The organism is Echinicola pacifica DSM 19836 (genome assembly GCF_000373245.1).
GTDB lineage: Bacteria > Bacteroidota > Bacteroidia > Cytophagales > Cyclobacteriaceae > Echinicola > Echinicola pacifica.
In genome coordinates, this window is record NZ_KB890756.1 from 283,260 (window position 1) to 302,342 (window position 19,083).

Here is a 19,083-nt window from a genome sequence, read left to right on the forward strand (position 1 = left end):
CTTGTACGTTGGTATCGGGGTTTACCGTTTTGCTTCCCTGTCCTCCGGGAGGGGCTTCACTCCATGCTTTACAGCATACGGGCTTGCGACTTGCTAATGCTTCGGAAAACTACTCCCGCACCTAAGGGACTTTCACCCTTTGGAATAATTAGGTATCTTAGGTACCAGATGCCCATGCCAGGCACACATAATGTGTAAAAAATATGCTTGGCTGATGGAGAAGAGTTAAGGACAGTGCTTTCAACGCGCACTATTTTTATTAAGCAAGCGTGTTGGTACTTGCATAGATTGATACTGATTTATTTTAAAACCCCTCACATTTCTTACACCAATGTTAGTCAGAATGCTATGACAACATCACTTAAATATATAATCGTATTTATTCTGACACTTTGGACTACCGAACTTTTAGCTAGTCCACAAATGCCAGACTATGTGATTTATGGCAAAGATACAATTGCGACTTACCACCTTATTCTTGAACAATATTTACAACGACAAGACTCAGCAAATAGAGAACAACTTTATGGACTTGCATTTAGGGACGGGGCATCTTTTAATTGTTGGAGAGGTTATCAAGCAATTTATAAAATTGAGAACGACAGTTTATTCCTTGTTGACATTATAAATTGTGGTCAATTGGGAAATGAAAAAATTGATAAGGCTCAATCCTATGAAAAAATAAAATCCATTTTTGGGAACAAGTTAAAAAACGAAAAAGTTTTTTTTGATTGGTTTGACGGCTATGTAAATTTTCCTTTGACAAATAAAGTACTGAGGTGGGACGGAGTTTTTTACAAGATATTTGAGCGAGAAAAAGTTATCACTATTTCAAACGGACTTGTTGGTAGTAAGGAAGATTTTGACAACTATATTGACGACCCAAAAAGAATCGACAGACGAGATGGAAATAAGGTTTCTGACATCTTATTCAAAAAACTTAAAAAGACAAAATGGAAAAACAATAATGATTTTGACTGTGGTGACAAATATTTAGTGACAATAGACGAAAATGGAAATGTATCAAAAGTTAGAATGCTTCATACTGACGAAGAAATTGAAAAATATTATGAGAAAGAAGAGTTTACTTTTTGTATTAGCAAAATGTTCAATTCTTTGAAAGACTTAAAATTTGACATAATTAAAGACAAGGGAATACCAATATCTGAAGACATTTATATTGAAACGTGGATTGAGGATAACGGAAAAATCAAAAACTGGACCTATTAAAAGCATTACCGATAAAATCGGTCTGGCAAAATAGCAGCTGAAGTGCATCTATGTAACATTTGTGCAAGGTTCAAAGGCGGTAGTTCTATTAAACTTTTGTGCTAAAATCCGCCAAATCGCCAAGCCAAAAAACGTTATCTGCAAGCATGACTTAAAACTAAATAAATTACTAACCAATAAATTTTTAATTATGGGTGTACGTAAAAATGCTAAATTCCTAACCGCTTTGGAGAGGGAAGATTTTGTCAAAGCTTGTGTCTTAATGAAGGCAGATATCGTCAATCCTGGAGCTCCTGCTTCAGAGCAATACAGTAAATGGGATGAAAGTGTAGCATTGCACTTGATGATCCAACAAGGCCTGGCAGGAGGCTTGTCTGTAAACTTTGGCCATGGTGGCTCAGGTGCGTATAGTTTTTACAGTTGGCATCGCTATTATTTATATCAATTCGAACAGCAACTTCAATCCTATGTTCCTGGTGTCATGGTACCTTATTGGGACTGGACCGATCCAAGTTCTATTATGACTGATACATTCTTAGGGCCCGATGGCGGTACGGGCACTGTCGTCCAAACTGGATATTTCGCAGAAAGCGCCCCAGGCACTGGAAGCAATACAACCGCTTCTCCAGCGTGGTGGCCAGCAGGACTAAGCGGTTGGACATTACATTCAAGCTTCGGCTCTTTCTGGGATGGCGGACTGAAAAGAAGTATAGGCAGTGTATCTGGCTTACCTTCAGCCTCTGCGGTTAGTGCGGCTTTAGCTCTAACGACTTATTCTGCATTTCAAAACGCAGTTGAGAGCGGTAGTGGTTTACCTTCTGGTCATAATCAAATGCACAATGGTATGCATATTTGGATAGGTGGACATATGGGAGACCCGACAGCTTCACCTTTTGATCCATTCTTCTATCTACATCATTGCAATATAGACCGATTATGGGCTATGTGGCAGGTGGATGGTCATGACACTGTCTATCCCTCTTCGGGTGGCGACAACCAACACCATCGCACGGACCTAATGTATCCTTGGGTAGGAACTACTGCAGGTTATGGCACTTCTTCCTCTATTTCCTCAAGTATTCCAATGCCTGACTATTCTGCTTTGGGTCCTCAGTCAAATGAAGACACCCTAGACTATAGGAATGCGTTTGGTTATACCTATGATTGTATCTCAGTTATAGGCATAGGACTTGACAGGACAGGCAGTATGAATGGTCTGACGCCTGACCCAATGGTTGTAACAAATCCAGATGTCACCAAGTGGGAAGCCGCTAAGCGTGGAGTTTCAGCATTTCTGCAAGATTGTGAGACGGTTCAGGACAGTGGAACTATATATGTTACAGGAGGAGTTAAGACATTCAGAAGTTCAGGAGGAAATCAGTTTGACAATGTGTTTACAAGTCCAGGTTATGGATTGATTAAGCAAGGGACATCCTTCAGCAAAGCCAGTTTCGATTCTTCAATCGCGGCCATGTCGCCTGGTGGAGGTACTCCATTGGCAGATGCTTTACTCGATGTGGAAAACACACTGGTAGATCCTGTCTTTGGGGGAATTCCTGCTGATGAAAGAAGATATTTGGCCATGTTGACAGATGGAATTCTTACGAGTGGTGCAGCTATGTCGACTATATCAGCAGGAAGTCTGGACAGGACAGTAATCTTTGGTATGGGTTTCGGAAATGGTGCAGCAGTAGACTATGCAACCATAGCCGATATGGTAAGCAAGGGACAAAGCATTCCCACTACACAAGTTTTTCACGGAGAAAATGCTGGAACTATAGATAAATTTTATTCTAATGCATTGGCTGCAGCAATAGGATTTACAAGTGTTTTTGACCCAGTACTCGAGCTTTTTGAAGGCGAACATGCACATCTCAACTATTATGCTACTTCTGCAGACGATGCATTATTGATTACCTGTCAGGGTATGGATTTCTCGTCAAAGAATTGGTCTTATGTTTTAAAATCTCCTAGCGGTGATATTCTTTACGGGGATCACCAGCATAATGGTCATGAAAGCTGCAATCATTGTTGTCCATTGCCTATAGTTACCAATAGAGTATCCAATGGAAGATTGACATTGGTCGTACAGCGTGATCATGCGTCTAAACATTGTTGGGTTGGGAAATGGCAATTGATGATTGCTTATAAAACCAGAGATATGGACAAAATGATGATGCCGGTCATAGGTGAACTTATTTTCCCTGTTTCTGCAGGACTGATTAGAGGTAACCAGTACAACAGATTATTGACTAAAACCAAACAACGTCAGGCGAGCAGAAATATGATTGCAATTTCTCGTAACTCATTAGATACGCGTGCAGTAGGAACCAACAGCAATGATCGGGAAGCATGCAATGTAGTGGTTAATATTTATGCCCGAACCAATCTCAAGTTGGATATCGGATCTAAAACCTCGATACTGAAAACAGGCTGTGCGCTCGATGTAAACCTAGTTGCTTCGAGTAACCTTGGTATGGTAGAAATTGAAAGTACATTTGCCAGATTAATTTCACCATCCTTCGATATCAACAAGATCATCTCCCAGGATGAAATATTGAAGCTTAAACATAAGGCAGAAAAGTACAAACGGTATTCTAATAAATATGATCCTGCAATCGAAATTGCAAGAAGACTCCGTGATCAAGAAAATAAGTCCCTTATTGTGGATAAGGAAGTCATATTTAAAAGGCAGAAAGGCCAAACATGGACCTTAGATGCTGGAAAAGTAGAAACACCTGGAGTTCAGCATATAGGTATAATGGTAACAGGGGTCTATCACCCACAATACAAAGACCTTACAGCTGACCATTGTTGTGATGACAAGCATAATCATGCCGAATCGTTCACCAGAATTTTGAATTATTCTATAGCTGTAAAATAAGAATGAATTAGAATGCTAAATGAGCCAGCAGATATCAATAGATAAGCAGAATACTCTCCTACAGGAAGGGCATTCTGCTTATCATTTTACGTTATGGGGCAGTATAAAACCGACAACGACAATGAGAAAACCATTTAAAATAGGACAAAAAGAATATAAATTCAAAAAAGATGCAATTATGCATTATCGATTTATTTTAAATTCTTACGACTTTGGACAATCACTAAATGATTCCGATTATGACGACATTATTGACTTATTGAATTATAACTATTTTAATAATTTAGATGAACTGGAAACGACTGATGAATATAGTGAAGAAGAAATAAGCAATGAAGTTGAAAGCGAAGTAGGTAATGAAAATAATGAAGCGGAATTATCAATTGAAGATATAAAAATCGCAAGAGTTCAGTTTAACACTAAATGTTTTGAAATTTTTTACAGTGACAAAACAAGTGCATATATTTCATACCTAATGATAATTAATAACACTAAATATACTCCTGAAAAATTATTTTATGTTGCATGTAGAAACTCTATTCACGATGATATTAAAGCTGTAAAACAAGAGTATTTTGACAAAAATTCAGTAAAAGGACATGTTAAATGTCAAGAAACTGGAATACTATCAAAATGGACTGAATTAGTCATTGACCATAGACAGCCTAACACATTTTCGGTTATAGTCGATAGGTTTAAAGAAGTAAATAGAGTTGAATTGAATTTGATTGAATATATTTCAAACGACCAAAATCAAATAATTTTTAAAAACGATACTTGGACAGGACAATTTAGAAAATATCATATGGAAAAGGCAAGTTTGAGAATTGTTAGAACAGAATGTAATTCAAGTAGAACTGGTTTAGCGAGACTTAAACGAACATCAAAAGACTTAACAATCAAATGAAAAACCGACCCCATAACAGGCGTTCGGCCAAAAACGACACTATCCCAAAAAGTGTCTATTAAACTAAAATGCTTTTTGGCGAATATTAAAGGTAGCGTCCCATTAGGTGTGTAAGTGTAGAAAAGTTGTCCTGGAATTTTTTGGCCCATTTAAAGGTAAGCATCCGACGAACCCATATAGTTAATTTTGGACTTGTAGGTTTGTATGTTTTGGGTAACTATTTAGGGTTGTACCCCTCATTTAGAAGGCAAGTTGACAGAATTCTTTTTTTTGCTTTAGGCTCTGGATTCTTTCGAATACGTCCTTAAGCCATTCAAACTGAACCAATTTATGATTATGTTTGAAAACCGTCTAAAATTCTAACCAACCCTAAAATTCATTTACACACTTTGCGGGATAGAGTCTGGACTGGCCTTGTTTGTGTTTTTATGCGAAGTAATATAATTCAATGAGTAGCTTTTCACTATCCTTCCACATTATCCATCCATATTTCCAATCCTCCTCTGAACCCCATTTCACCTGTAACCAATCTCCTTTTATCTGACTAGGATGGTAAAACTCATCTTTGTCATAATAGACTTTTTTGGAATTCTCTAAAGGGGAGTCCAATAATGGATTACTTACTTCATTAAAACCTATCGAAAACACACTTAAAACATGCTCTTCCCAAGTTTGGAATATTACTCCTTTTTCACCTTTTGGGATAAAACCTATTTCATTATTTTCAGACTTAACTTTATAAAATGAGTTGTCTTTTGATAAACACTTTAGTGAAAGCACCTCATACTCATCATCAAAAACAATATGATTTTGCACTTTTCCTTCTTTGTCAAAAACAAATATCGTATCTCCAAACTGATAATTCTCACTTGTGCTAATCAAACCTATTGCTCCTTCTAATACGCCTTGCTCTATTTGAGAACTTTTAGATTCTACTCCTTCCTTGAAGACACTGCCTAGGGAAGTTGTTTTACCTGCTTTTTCATAATGGCAGGACATTAATAGAAATAAACCAAACAAACATATACTTTTCATAATCCTATCTATTTAGCCAATTAAAATCAATATTAGACTGCCTTGTAGGTGCAACTGGTACATACTTCCAATCAAGCTTTCCGTACTGCAAGCCTAAATGTCCGTGGTCATTATGCCCCACCTACTTTGGTTACACCATTTAAATTACCGCTCTTCCCTTGGTAATTTTTGGTAAACCCGAACGTTGCGGCAGCATCATATCCTGTTTGATTTTTTACAGAACTAAAAGAATTGCTAACAAAAGCATTTGCACTCTGAAAACTATTTCCATCAGTATTTAAATATCTAAAGTCAACATCTAATCCACTAGTTTTCCTAAATGCCCATGACCTGCATGGTGCCCTGAACTTGTAGCTGATTGAAAACTTGGTTGCCAAGGGTCACTACCATTTGAAGATGACATGTCACCTAAACTTAAATTAAACCCGAACTCTGTATTTAATTTATTTACGAGTCCGAACAATGCGGCCGCTGTCTCTGCTTGCAAAAAGTGATCTCCCTGTCCCACTGTTTCCAATGGGGAGGTTGAATTACCTCCTGCATCGGAGGAGCCATACCTACTAAACCCTTCTCCGCTCGCTGGAAACTGAACTAACCCTACATCATTTTTATCTAATTGTCCGGCTAGCCTAAAACCTGTTTCACTGGCATTATTCTGAACGTACAATCTGTCAAGACTATCCTCAGTTTGCACCGTTCTAATGAAACCATTATTACTTATATAATGGTCATCCAAAGCCCCTGTCGGGTCGGTTCTCATTATTGGGTTGTTCTGGACGAAGTTGTACGGTGATACCCATGTTCTCAAATGAGCCAGCGGATCCACATTCTAAAACCTCTGTACGGTTTTTTACCTCGAACTCCTTTTCCCTACACAGCTCACCGCTCAAAGAACTCTTTCAGAATGTCGTTGCACTTCAGCTTTCAAATTTGGTTTTAATGATTAGATCAAAATTTAAATGACTTAGCTATTTTCGAAATAAATAATAAAAAAGAAAAATAGAAAATATCACAAATAATGTTATTATAAACCGATAAACCCTCACTAACCTACCCTCTTTTTTCGTAGCGAGATAAATTATGTGTTTTATTAAAATATAATACATCGAAATACAAGCAACTAATAATATGATTTTAACCATCATTGTTTTTTTCATTTTTCGGGTCTAACAATCACCTCAGGTAAATCTATTTCGGGAACGAGATTTGCTTCATATAACAAATTATAAATCTGATTAGAGAAGTTTTTAGAATCAAATCCAATTTTCTTACTATCAAGATTGATATTCTTCAATTTATGGTCTAAGTTCAGTTCAAAATCATTAATCATTTTATTAAATGATTTTGAAAACTCGAGATAATCATCTCCTAAATTAGTAATTCCTGAAAAATTTGTATACGCTCCTTCTCCATAAATTGAAGCATCATATGTTATTCCAGGAATAGAAGGTATACCAAAATTAAACCCACTTAAAAGATCTGAAACTTTTTCTGCTTTTGGATTCAACGTGAGTTCAGCACTTGCTTCAAATGGAAGGGATACTCCAGGAGGACCGCCTATAAAACCACCGACGTTAACCCCTAACCCTTCCATATCCTGAATATTGTTGACTTGCCAATTTATACCACCTGAACCACCTAAAGTTAAACCTATTCCTTGTTGCCCACCGAGTGAAAGAGTTTGGTAAACTCCAATATTTTTGTCCAGATCAAAAGCAACACCAATGTTGTAACTAGCCGTTACTCCAAGTCCATTTGCCAAAAGTGGAACCGATCCTCTAAATCCATATTGAACATAAAACGCTTCCAAACCATCCAGGTCTATTGCCTGTATTGGAGTATTGCTCGCAAACTGATACGGCGTCAGCATGGGATAGCTCTTGGTCAAAGGATCGACACTCAAAAACCTCTGTACGGTTTTTTAACCCGACTCACTTTTCCCTACATGGCTTTCCGGTCAAAGAACGCTTCCAAAATGCCTTTGCATCTCAGCTCACAAGGATATTGATTTAACAACTTCTTACTTTCATTTGAACATGTTTTCATTTGAAGAAAAAACCCATTCCATTCAACAGTCACTTCCCCGAAAGAAGAAAAGAAAGCCCGTGCACTAATTGCATGGCCGGGTGGACAAGGTTTTTGCAATAAAAAATACTAACCGGGGCTTTTGTCTAAGCATCATTTATTCTATATTCTAAAAGCCGTTTGGCAATTTCTATATCTGATAGTTCGTCGTTATATGTTTTCACATATTCTTCAACCATTTCCTGTGCCAAATACAACGGGAATAGGTTTTCATGTAGAACTCCGTCCAATTCAATTTTCAATTCATTTGGAATCGAGTCGGCATCAAGAAAAACCACTTCTGAATCTAAGGCCAGTTTATCTTTCACATAAAGCTCAACTAAGTCAAACTCTATATCAGGAAGAAAAACCTGGCTAACTGATTCTGCTTTATGAAGGTTTTTTAAGTATGGGATTAATTCAATAATATTCATTACAAGTTATTTATTCCAAATTGACATTCCTCCCTTTCCATCAGGATGCATAGTATTCCAAAATTTTCCACCGGGAATACTGGGGTGCTGGAATTTAGGCACTAATTGCATAACCCCAGCATTCACATCGTGATGCCAAACCCAATTTCTTGGTGACTTACCTAAAATACTTCCTGTTGATGAACGTGGAACAGAAATCCCTAATTTAGTCATAGAATTTGCAAAAGTAGCATCAGAAGACAGTGCGTTGCTTAATGAAGTATTTGCAGCCTGGAAGTGTGCTCGGTAATTACCACCCGGGTATAAATTGGTTGGGAGATTACTCTCAAAGGTTACAGAATAAAACTCACCACTAGGCAATATTTTACTGGGAGAAGTAATCGATGGTATTTTAATTCTTGAAAGTGCCTCAACTCCTCCGTAAATACTCAATGCAGCTACTGTCCCCAGCCTGAACCTGTCCTCGGTCGAGCCGTTTTCGATTGTATTTGTGATTCCCCTATAAGCTTCCTTTGCCTCTGAATAGATGGGTACATAATTGGGATCACCCGGTCCCATAGCCGCCTGGGGACGGAAAGCGTTGAAGAAGTCATAGACACCTAAAGCAATCCCCCTGTATGCCCGGTATACTTCCTTGACCTCCTGTTCGGTCGGCTTCTGGAGCATTTCCGTTGTGGTCCCCACTCCTGGATACCTGACTGCCTCCAAACCATCCAAATCTATTGCCTGTATAGGCGTATTGCTGGCATATTGATACGGCGTGAGCATTGGATACGAGGCAGTCAACGGATCCACACTCAAAAACCTCTGTGCAGTTTTTTACCCCAACCACACTTTTTCCTACATGGCCAGCCAGTCAAAGAACGCTTCCAAAATGCCGTTGCACTTCCTTTGTCCAAAATATGGATTTAATAAGCAGCCACTTTTATCTGAAGGTGACTGCTTATTGAAAGACCATTTACTAAATCAAAAATACCTACTTTTAAATGATTGAAATAATCAAATTAATCTTTTATCAGTATATCTAATATCTTTAAAATAACAATAAAAATTATAAACCTTATTGTCTTCTCTTTTTTCTATTACATCGTAGGTTGACAATCTTAAATGTTCCCAAACAGATTTCAAACCCTTAATTATAAATGTTTCGGCATCAGCTTTTATTTCAAGGTATGAAAACAGTTTAGACTCACTGTATTTGACATCAATTTCGTTAAGGTCAAATCTTTTATTTTCAATAATAATTTGGGAGCTTTTTTCATCCACAGAAATCGATTTAAGCGAAATTATCTTCATTTATTTAAATTTATCAAAATCAGCACTTGTTTTCCAAAGATTATCAAAAGCCGATTTCCAATCAACTTTACCATTTTGGGTAAAATTCTTAGTCACATCATCTACCGAGGGCCCTAGTTTATTTCCATACTTAAAATAATTTCTTAACTCAGCAATCCCCTTATTAAATCCATCATCAGCCAATCTTACCATACCCTTTAAATTATTCCTAGCTGGAACCATTTGAGTTAAAACTTCCTCATAAGAATATCCATTTGAAATCATTTCGTCAGCTGTTTTCCGTAAAGCACCTAATCCCTCATGATAGCTATTTCTCGTTACTGAGCCTAACTTTAACATTCTATCGACCTTAGAATAAGCGCCTGCTCCTCCGGCTACAAGACTAAGGGACGCATCTGCAATCATTGCTTGATCCTCCGAGAGGCCTATTGACAATAATCCTTGTTGAGTTAAAGACATTTCTGATTTGCCAGTCCAAAGCTGCTGCAAACCAGTTGACATCATATCTGATCCATGTACAACTAATCCAGCTCCTGCAACCTTTGTTAATAGAGTTGGTTCTGGGGTTACTAATAAAGCGACTCCTCCTACACTCTCAGTGGCTCCTCCTAAAAATTGCACCCCGCCCCATAGTCTCTTCCAACATGAAGGACAATCCTCTGGAGCTCTTCCATCCGGATCTATATATCGAATTGGATTATTAAAAGTATAATTATAAGGTGACCAATCAGAAAAATCCCGTGCCAGCGGATCCACACTCAAAAACCTCTGTAAGGTTTTACTTATTAAGACGGCCTTCTCCTATAGATTTTTGAAATTCATCCAAAGTGCAATCACTAATTCTCTTCATTAATTTTACAGACCAATAACCACATGCATATTGAACTAATTTATTTTCCCCCTTGACAGACAAAATAAGTCTATCAGAAGCGATTTGTCCCTGTGAAGAACCAAAACACTCAACATCAATATCTTTTAAATTATAATTATTAAGTTTTGGGCCCATATTCCTATTGTACAATTCGACTTCAATCAATTCACCACTTATACCCCAACTAGTAATGTAAATAAATGATTCTTTTGCCCTACGATAAAAGTAATACAGAAAGAAAAAAATTGAAAAAATAAAAACTGATAAATGAATATACCATGAAGCGAAAACGCACAATGAAAAATATAAACTACCCCAATCAAATAAATGAAATAGTAACCTTTTATTATAACTCATATAAGGAATTTTAATTTTCATCATGTTTGGTTGTTTTATTTGACTTATCAATCAAAGATTTAGTATCAAATAGTAATTTGATATTTCCAGCAGCTGCATCAAATTTTTCTAAATCAGTTGCATTTTTAAAACTTAATTGTACTGCGCCTTCTACAACATTTAAAGTTGCATTTATAACTTCATTTATCTCCTTATCGTCAATTGTAGAAGTAATACTTAAGCCAACAATTGCACTCAGAACTCCGCCTGGAATTTGTTCAGAAATTTCAGGCCTATTGGTAAATGAAATAGTAAAATCAGTAAGTCCACTTACCACAGAATATGATGCTGAAGATATAGCTAATCCTGCTCCAAATGAGCCAAATAATGATAAAGAACTGCCTGCCGACGGTATGGCAGCACCAATTGCAACTACCCCTAACCCAATTTTTCCAATTGAACCTACTCTTTTATTAAATTTTGCTTGCTGAATTTGTTGCCAAGAGGACCAGCCAGGAATCTGGCCCTGGCTCGTAAATCTTTCATTATTAAAGAAAAATTGGTACGCAGTTTTTATTCCAGACCAATCTCCTTTTACTGTTGTTAAAACCGGTTCATGCATTCTATTTGTTACATAGTTGCCTCTCTTGTCAACAACAACATTATAAGACACAGTGTATCCTGCTTCCAGTCCATCTATATCAATTGCCCAAATTGGTGTATTACTCGCAAACTGATACGACGTCAATTCTGGATAGTCATCTGCCAGCGGATCCACACTCTAAAACCTCTGTACAGTTTTTCAACCCAACCCCACTTTTCCCTACACTGCTCACCGGTCCAAGAACGCTTCCAAAATGCCGTTGCACTTCCGTTGGCCAAGATATAATTTAATCAGTTTGACGCTTTATGTTTAGTTGGAACTTTCTCTCAAGAATTTTACCTGGTCTTTGAATTGAACGATAAATTTCAGAATATATTTAAAGAAATAAAGCATTCAATGGGGTGTCTTATCACCCTCATTATATCTTTCATTGTAAAATTTAAGTCGGATATAAAGCTCATTGAGTGACTTTGTAGCGGGCTTGATTCGAGAATCTAACAGAAGTTTCTGCTTTATGTAGTTCCATTCTTGAAAATTAACTCCAATTTGCCCCTCCTCAAATTCAAAATAATCATCTTCATCCATGATTAGGTTAGCACATTGATTAATCAAATACTCACTAATCTCCTTCTTAAAACTTAGTTTTACATTTTCATTTTCATAGATCATTTCAAAAATATCTACTTGTAAGTATTTGTAAGTAAATTGTACAAAGGCATAAAACGAAAAAACATTTGTGAAACTATCTATCAACTTTTTCATTTCCTCAAATCCTATATTCTCCCATAATTCAGGTAAGCATGCTAATAAGCGAACACTATATGTATTATTAACATTTTCCAGATTATATAGTAAAAATTTTTCTGAGTCTAACTCTAAAATCTCATGCAGATACTTTTCAAGAAAAAACCTATCGATTGGAGCATTTAATGCTTCCCGAATGGCCCTGTAAACTATCTTATCCGAAAGTGCTTCAATTTCAGTCATCCCTACAATTTTTATTTGAGTATCCTAGTACTTTCTAAACTTCCATTACTATTGTATACTTTCAATTTTGTATTACTCACATCAACACCACCTTGCTTTAACAGCTCTCCAAAACCTTGTCCTTCTGAAACAGTTGGCTTATAGTGTCCCGAATTATTCGTAATTGTCTGAACTTTTCCTTTAAAGAAACTTAATTGACCAGCAGCTTTTACGCTTTCCGCTCCCCCAGATAAATGAGAGTGGCCAAAACCAACCTTTAATTCCCCTGAATTTGTGATTACAAAATCAAATGTACCATTGGTTACCGCCCTCCCCGAAAGATTTACTCTACCCTTACTAATATTGGCAGCAAAAGACTCGAAAGCAGCTCCTACTTGAGGAGTATTATTTTTAAGGCTAATTCCTTTAGAATTAGGGAAATTTCTGAGACTAAATCCCTTTACACTTCTTGCCATTGTCAAGGCTGCAAAACCAAGCTCAGTAGTCAATTGAGCTTTTTCTTCTAATGTTCCGTTTTCATAAACGTCTTGAACCTGTGCAGGAAAATTCACAATTGGATCGATAAACTCTTCTCTAAGGGAAGGCGATGGGTCATTAATATTGACTACACGTGCTTGTGGGCCAATTGAACCGAGTACGTTATATAAACCCTTTCCTACACCCATCACAATATGCCAAGTTTTCCATGAATTCTCTTCAATTACCTCAAAGGCATTCAAGGTCTTTTGCTCTATATAATATCCAAATTCTGCTACGGGGGCAGGAATACCTTCCAATCCATCCAGATCAATATTTAAAATAGGATTATTAGATGCATATTGAAATGGAGTCAGCATAGGAAATGACTTAGTCAACGGATCCACACTCTAAAACCTCTGTACGGTTTTTTACCCTAGGCTCACTTTTCTCTACACCATTTTCCAGTCAAAGAACGCTACCAAAATGCCGTTGCATTTTCGTTGGCAAAGGTATTCGATTGTATCACTTTTACTTACATTACAAAATGAAAGATTAACCCACTAAAATATAAAGACTTCTTCCATAAGAATGGCATTTTCCTATAAAATAATATCTTAGTAATTATTAAGAAAATTCTGCATATCTAAAAAAGAAGTACTTGAACATTTTACATTTCTTTTTGATTTGCAAGGAAACTTGTCCAGGCTTAATTTCTATTGAAATAAAGCATATTAATTTATACATAGAGTAACCTATTCATCTCAAGCCAATCACGCTCTTCCCTTGCCACTTTTGGATTTAACCTTCCTTCTGAATATCTAACAATTATTTCTAAGCAACTAGATTTGATTTCTTTTGAAACTTTAAAATATTCAATCAATAAATGCGAAGTCCATAAATTAGTAAAATAGTTATGTTCTTTAGTATACTCATAAAACATCTCATAGCTTGTTTCATAAACCTCCTGCTTTACTATCCTTAAAAATTCCTCAAACTTTGGATGCTCCCTGAAACGAATATTAGCTGGAGTAAAACCTTCTAAATATAGCTTTTTGCAAAACTCAATATACGTATGATTATTCTTCATTTACGATTTTGGTATTAATATTACTTGATTTTTTTCTAATATTATTTAAAATGCCTTCTCGTACTCCCCCTGATGTTCTACCACCGCTTTTAAACATATTATTCACACCACTCTCACTACCTGTTGGGATTCTAAGATTTTCGAAAGCCTTTGGAGATACATCAATTCTTATTAAGTCTCCTTCCAAAAACAAATCATCCGTAATGCCTAATCTCTCTGCAATTTCAACTCTTGATGCTCCTGAATTTAATAATTCATCAATTTCACTAGCAGGAGCTACAAATGTTCCTCTTGGATCTCCATAGAATTCAGAATCAGGAAATCGTCTGGCGATATCATCAAGCTGTCCAGTAGACATTAATTTAGAAGCTCCATTTTTGAATTTTGACAAATGACTTAATTCTGAAAGTTTCCCTAATCCTTTATCACTTAATGCAGAAATAATTAAGCCTGTAGAAAATGAAGATAATACCTTAGTCCTTGAATACAAATCACCATTAATTACATTAATTTCAAAATTATTTACCAAAGCATCTAATTGTGGAGTGTTTGGATTATATATCCCGCTATAAGGAGAAGAAGACAGTATAACTTCCTCTAATAAATATCCAAGCTGTTTCCAAGTTGATATCTTATAAGCATCCTTTGTTAAAAATTCATATGCTTCTAGTACGGTCAATTTAACACCATCTTCTGTCGCATTTATTATTGTGGAGGTTTTTTCTCCATACATTCCGGATTTTGCATATACATACCACAATCCTTCTGCTCCTTCTAAATCAATACTTGCAATTGGAGTATTGCTGGCATATTGATACGGAGTAAGCATCGGATATGAACTAGCCAACGGATCCACACTCAAAAACTTCCCTAAACTTGGATTATAAATCCTAAACCCATAGTCGTAATGGTTCTGGTTGCCCCATTCTCCTTTGCTGTCGTTTTCCTTGCCATTAAACCCATAGCGGTAAGTGCTGTCCGAAAGGCTCCTGCCGGGCATTGTCAAGCCGAACGGATAAAAGTCCGAAATACTGCTCACCTCGGCCCAAGTGCTATCGCTTGATAGTTGAATCCTATCCCTTACCGTAGCAAGCACATTCCCTAAATGATTGGAAAGCTCATACGTCTTATGTCCAAGTGTCCTATAGCCCGGCTTGGCCGATCTAAGGTGAAGACCCAGACGGCTGCTGCCATAGATAGAATGCTCCACCAGACTGTCATTCTTATAGATGGCCATCACATTCCCACTGGCATCCCGCACGTACACGCTGGAGTCGCTTCTGCTTAGCTTGGCGATTCTATTTCCCGCTGCATCGTAGCGAAACCCGGTTGTGGAATTATCTGATTTGGAAACCTGTCTTACTTTTCCGTATGGGTTCCAAGTAATGTCCACCCCTTCTTTGAGGTCTTTTGTCAAATTCCCGATGGGATCGTACTGGTAGTTGTCTCCATCATCCTTGGCCGTATGCCATAGGCGGTTGGTACCATGGTAGTAGCTGTACTGGAAGTCCTCCTGCATAGCCCCTGCCTGATCCCTACGCTGTAAAGTTAATCAACCCGCAGCCTGGCTCCAAGCTAAAAATGTCCTCTGGACATTTTCTTAACGTTTGGCCCTCATTGGGATCATAGCTATAATCCACATCATAGGGAGATGGATCATTACCTCTAGCCGCAAAGCCTGACTCCAAGCTGTATTCTGTAAGACTACGTGCCTGTACGATCCTATGAAGCTGATCATAGCCATACAACATGGCCTGCACGCGATTGTCCCTTGCCAATCCCGGCAGGTCAGTCTCCATCCATGCGATGTTGCCATTGTACAGCCCAGTGCTACTGCTCTGTTCACGGTACCGATCCCATAGCTGGTCGCGCTGGTCAGGAAGGGGACTATTCTGGCCTATGGACTTGAAATCCCCTTCATAGTAGCCCAGCGTGAAGGCCATGGCATCAGTCCCCGTCCTTAGGCCGTCTTGTCCGTCTGTGCCCGGATCGCCATTTACAGGCATGTTTACGCCTTTCAGCCAGCCTTGGAGCGTATAGTAATAATCGATGCCTTGTACATTATACTCGCCCAGCTCCACGCGTGCCAGCGGGCCGTGGGGATAATAGATATATCGGGCATCACTATTCCAGATGAAACCGTCCGTACTGGTTTTTACCTCTTGGATGCGATTATCTGCATCGTAGCTGTATTGGTGGATAAATTGATCAGGTTCATTATACTGATAGAGTACAAAGTTTACATTGCCACTGATCAGGTCATATACATAGTCAGTACGCTTATAACCGATGCCTGGTAGTTCCTGAAGCAGGGATTTGACATTGCCATGTGGGTCATAGCTATATATAGTATGGACCGTATCCTGTGCACCTTCTTCTATTAAAGCCGTCCATGAAACTCTACTGCGTAGATTTTCCTGTATGAAGCTACTGTCCGCATTTACTATAGGCTCATCATATCGGGTTAGGGTCAGGTCACGTAGTCTATATTGGGCAGCATCTGGAAAGCGAGGGTAGTTTACATAAAACTGTAAACTGTCCGGGTTGATCACTGTTAGCATCTCTCCTGCATCAGTAATCCTCCCCTGCTCATCATATTTAGTGAAACTATAGGAGGCCTGGTCGTATTGTCTGGCAACCTGGGATAGCCTCAGCTGGCCGGCCTTATTGTACCAAAAGCGACTTTTACCGGCATCGGGTGACTCCTGGGCGATGCGTGAGACACAGTGATGGGAAATTGAGAAGAAAAGCTTCGGCTGAGAGGAATGATGCACGAGGTATCATTTTTTTGATCGAAGGAATAAACGCCTTAAAAAGTTATTGAAAGCATCATGAAATAACCATTTAAAAATGCTTCAATCCATCAAACCGAGGGTGTCAATTCAAGAAATCGATAAACGTATTTCTGATAGGGTAATAGAATTGGATTTTTACCTTTTATAAAATCCTTTTGACGATCGAATATGATTTACCTTCGGTCAATATTATTTTTGCTAGCCACCAAATTATTAAGAACTACCATTCCTTTGGGGATTTCTTAACTTCCAAAATATTTTTTGTGAAAAACTGAAAATCATCCGCAAATAAACAAAAAAGGGGATTTACAGCTGATCTGCAAATCCCCTTATGGATATATTCAATGATAGAATAATGTAAATTTTAGTCTCTTCCGCCAAAGAAGATGGAAGCATAATAGGCTAAGGTGGCCAGAGAAGCTAAGGCTGCTACCACATAGGTCATGGCGGCCCATTTGAGTGCATCTTTGGACATGGCGTATTCTGCGGGGGTCACGATATTGCGGTCCTGAACCCAGGCCAAGGCTCTGCGGCTGGCATCAAACTCGACTGGTAAGGTCACCAAAGTGAAGAGGGTAATCATACCATAAGCTCCTACCACTACGACGCCGACTACCTGAAGGGGAAGGTTGAACAAGGCCAAGCCACCAAAAAGAGAGGCGATCAACACGACATTCAATATCTTACCACTGGCATTCTGAATGGGTACCAGGGTGGAGCGTAAGTTCAGCCAGGTATAGGCCTGGGCATGCTGCACGGCGTGACCGCATTCGTGAGCGGATACTGCAGTAGCGGCGGCATTGCGGCCATAATATACATCAGGGCTAAGATTTACAGTTCTATTCTGAGGGTTATAATGATCGGAGAGCTTGCCTTCTACGCAGTTTACCGTGACATTGTGAATGCCATGATCGGCCAGCATCAGCTCTGCGATTTCCTTACCAGAAAGATTGGCCTGCAAGGGCGTCTGAGAGTATTTCTTAAATTTGCTCTTGAGTCTTCTGCTTACGACAAAACCCATGATGGCAAATACTACAACAATTAAAATCAGTAACATATTCTTCTTAAGTTTAAACGCTTATTAATACGTAGCAATTAGCTTTGTGGTTGTTGGCTTACCGATATTTTTGCCACTGCTAATAAACTAATGACACCGGCGACCAAAACGATCAAAACTTGGGAGCTATGGACGATAACAGCAAATATTTTGCCCTCCTCTTCTGCCAGCCCATAGGTCATCAAAATAAAAGCAACTAAGGCATGGAAGGTGCCAATTCCGCCTTGTACTGGCGCTATCATGCCAATACTGCCCATCACCATCACCATGAGCACTGAGGATGCTGACAGATCGGCAGTACTCACCATTCCCAAAGCTACGAAATACATCATCAAATAATAAATAATCCATATGCCTATCGAGGATGCCCAGAAACCCCTCCTATTGTCCATCCGCTGCACGCTTCTCAGGCCAAACATGATCTCCCGAAGGAAATGCTGCAGCTTCTTTACTATGCCATGGTCCCTATAGCGCATTCCCAGCCAGTATATAAGGATGCCGATCAGGACCAGTCCACCCAAGAGCAGGGGCAAATATTCCCTGGCCGCCTGCAGCAGCATATCCATGGACACTAGATCGCTGAGGAGATTTACAAATACCTCTCGCTCCAAAATAAAAGCCAAGGCCATCGCAAAGAGCATAAATAACAGATCTACCGAACGCTCTAAGATCACGGTTCCCAGCAGGCTGCTCACCTGCAGTCCATCAGTTTTCTTGAGCACCCCACACCGGGCCACCTCTCCAGCTCTGGGCACTAGCATATTGACCAAATAGCCAATCATCAGGGCCCACATGGCTCGGAGAGAACTCACCTTATGATGCAGGTCTGCATTGATCAGCAGGCTCCACCGCCAGGCACGGATATAAAACCCAAGAATGGAAATAAGAAAAGACATGGAAATCCAAAAAAGAGAAGCCTGCTGAAGTGCTTCCAGCAGGCTGTCCATCTTGACGTCTTTATATAAAAACCAAAAGATCCAAATGGCCACCCCTAGGGAAATCCCCACTTGAATCCACTGCTTTAGTGAAAGTTTCAA

Annotated in this window: 19 protein-coding genes; 3 read left to right on the forward strand and 16 right to left on the reverse strand. The window is 38.7% G+C overall.

Going from position 1 to position 19,083, the window contains the following annotated elements:
* Positions 1 to 348: 348 nt before the first annotated feature.
* The 3 genes from B050_RS0118515 to B050_RS0118525 all read left to right on the forward strand — a co-directional run bounded on the left by B050_RS0118515 (position 349) and on the right by B050_RS0118525 (position 5,021).
* Positions 349 to 1,230 (forward strand): hypothetical protein, encoded by an 882-nt coding sequence (locus B050_RS0118515; protein ID WP_157492896.1) that lies wholly within the window; start codon positions 349 to 351, stop codon positions 1,228 to 1,230.
* A gap of 61 nt (positions 1,231 to 1,291) precedes the next feature.
* The gene (locus B050_RS0118520; protein WP_018475457.1) at positions 1,292 to 4,114 is read left to right on the forward strand and encodes a tyrosinase family protein; all 2,823 of its coding nucleotides are present in this window, start codon (positions 1,292 to 1,294) and stop codon (positions 4,112 to 4,114) included.
* A gap of 19 nt (positions 4,115 to 4,133) precedes the next feature.
* On the forward strand, positions 4,134 to 5,021 hold the full coding sequence (locus B050_RS0118525) for a hypothetical protein (protein WP_018475458.1): 888 nt from the start codon (positions 4,134 to 4,136) through the stop codon (positions 5,019 to 5,021).
* Between the two features lie 426 nt (positions 5,022 to 5,447).
* Here the strand turns inward: B050_RS0118525 and B050_RS0118530 are convergent, their stop codons facing one another.
* From B050_RS0118530 to B050_RS0118610, 16 genes are all read right to left on the reverse strand, one after another.
* The gene (locus tag B050_RS0118530; RefSeq protein ID WP_157492897.1) at positions 5,448 to 6,056 is read right to left on the reverse strand and encodes a hypothetical protein; all 609 of its coding nucleotides are present in this window, start codon (positions 6,054 to 6,056) and stop codon (positions 5,448 to 5,450) included.
* 298 nt (positions 6,057 to 6,354) lie between these two features.
* Positions 6,355 to 6,816 carry a hypothetical protein gene (locus tag B050_RS0118535; RefSeq protein ID WP_018475460.1) on the reverse strand — a complete coding sequence of 154 codons (462 nt, stop codon included), beginning with the start codon at positions 6,814 to 6,816 and terminating at the stop codon, positions 6,355 to 6,357.
* Between the two features lie 393 nt (positions 6,817 to 7,209).
* Positions 7,210 to 7,926, reverse strand: a complete 717-nt coding sequence (locus B050_RS0118545) for a hypothetical protein (RefSeq protein ID WP_018475462.1) — start codon at positions 7,924 to 7,926, stop codon at positions 7,210 to 7,212.
* 301 nt (positions 7,927 to 8,227) lie between these two features.
* Positions 8,228 to 8,554, reverse strand: a complete 327-nt coding sequence (locus B050_RS0118550) for a hypothetical protein (RefSeq protein ID WP_018475463.1) — start codon at positions 8,552 to 8,554, stop codon at positions 8,228 to 8,230.
* Positions 8,555 to 8,560: 6 nt separating this feature from the next.
* On the reverse strand, positions 8,561 to 9,322 hold the full coding sequence (locus B050_RS0118555) for an HNH endonuclease (protein WP_018475464.1): 762 nt from the start codon (positions 9,320 to 9,322) through the stop codon (positions 8,561 to 8,563).
* 231 nt (positions 9,323 to 9,553) lie between these two features.
* Positions 9,554 to 9,850, reverse strand: coding sequence for a hypothetical protein (locus tag B050_RS0118560; RefSeq protein ID WP_018475465.1), 297 nt, complete (start codon positions 9,848 to 9,850; stop codon positions 9,554 to 9,556).
* Positions 9,851 to 10,612, reverse strand: coding sequence for an RHS repeat-associated core domain-containing protein (locus tag B050_RS22995; protein WP_052308763.1), 762 nt, complete (start codon positions 10,610 to 10,612; stop codon positions 9,851 to 9,853).
* Between the two features lie 16 nt (positions 10,613 to 10,628).
* Positions 10,629 to 11,102, reverse strand: a complete 474-nt coding sequence (locus tag B050_RS0118570; RefSeq protein ID WP_018475467.1) for a hypothetical protein — start codon at positions 11,100 to 11,102, stop codon at positions 10,629 to 10,631.
* Positions 11,089 to 11,835: a hypothetical protein gene (locus B050_RS0118575; RefSeq protein WP_018475468.1), complete on the reverse strand. Its 747-nt coding sequence runs from the start codon at positions 11,833 to 11,835 to the stop codon at positions 11,089 to 11,091. The genes B050_RS0118570 and B050_RS0118575 overlap by 14 nt, the downstream gene beginning before the upstream one ends.
* 219 nt (positions 11,836 to 12,054) lie before the next feature.
* On the reverse strand, positions 12,055 to 12,648 hold the full coding sequence (locus tag B050_RS0118580; RefSeq protein ID WP_018475469.1) for a hypothetical protein: 594 nt from the start codon (positions 12,646 to 12,648) through the stop codon (positions 12,055 to 12,057).
* 11 nt (positions 12,649 to 12,659) lie between these two features.
* Positions 12,660 to 13,484 (reverse strand): hypothetical protein, encoded by an 825-nt coding sequence (locus B050_RS0118585; RefSeq protein ID WP_018475470.1) that lies wholly within the window; start codon positions 13,482 to 13,484, stop codon positions 12,660 to 12,662.
* Positions 13,485 to 13,843: 359 nt separating this feature from the next.
* Positions 13,844 to 14,194, reverse strand: a complete 351-nt coding sequence (locus B050_RS0118590; RefSeq protein WP_018475471.1) for a hypothetical protein — start codon at positions 14,192 to 14,194, stop codon at positions 13,844 to 13,846.
* Entirely contained in the window at positions 14,184 to 15,713 is a 1,530-nt protein-coding gene (locus B050_RS0118595; RefSeq protein WP_018475472.1) for an RHS repeat domain-containing protein, read from the reverse strand. Before B050_RS0118595 ends, B050_RS0118590 begins: the two co-directional genes overlap by 11 nt.
* Positions 15,714 to 15,729: 16 nt before the next feature.
* Positions 15,730 to 16,968, reverse strand: coding sequence for a hypothetical protein (locus B050_RS0118600; protein ID WP_018475473.1), 1,239 nt, complete (start codon positions 16,966 to 16,968; stop codon positions 15,730 to 15,732).
* Positions 16,969 to 17,353: 385 nt separating this feature from the next.
* Positions 17,354 to 18,046, reverse strand: coding sequence for a zinc metallopeptidase (locus B050_RS0118605; RefSeq protein ID WP_018475474.1), 693 nt, complete (start codon positions 18,044 to 18,046; stop codon positions 17,354 to 17,356).
* A 38-nt stretch (positions 18,047 to 18,084) separates the two neighbouring features.
* Positions 18,085 to 19,083, reverse strand: coding sequence for a lysylphosphatidylglycerol synthase transmembrane domain-containing protein (locus tag B050_RS0118610; protein ID WP_018475475.1), 999 nt, complete (start codon positions 19,081 to 19,083; stop codon positions 18,085 to 18,087).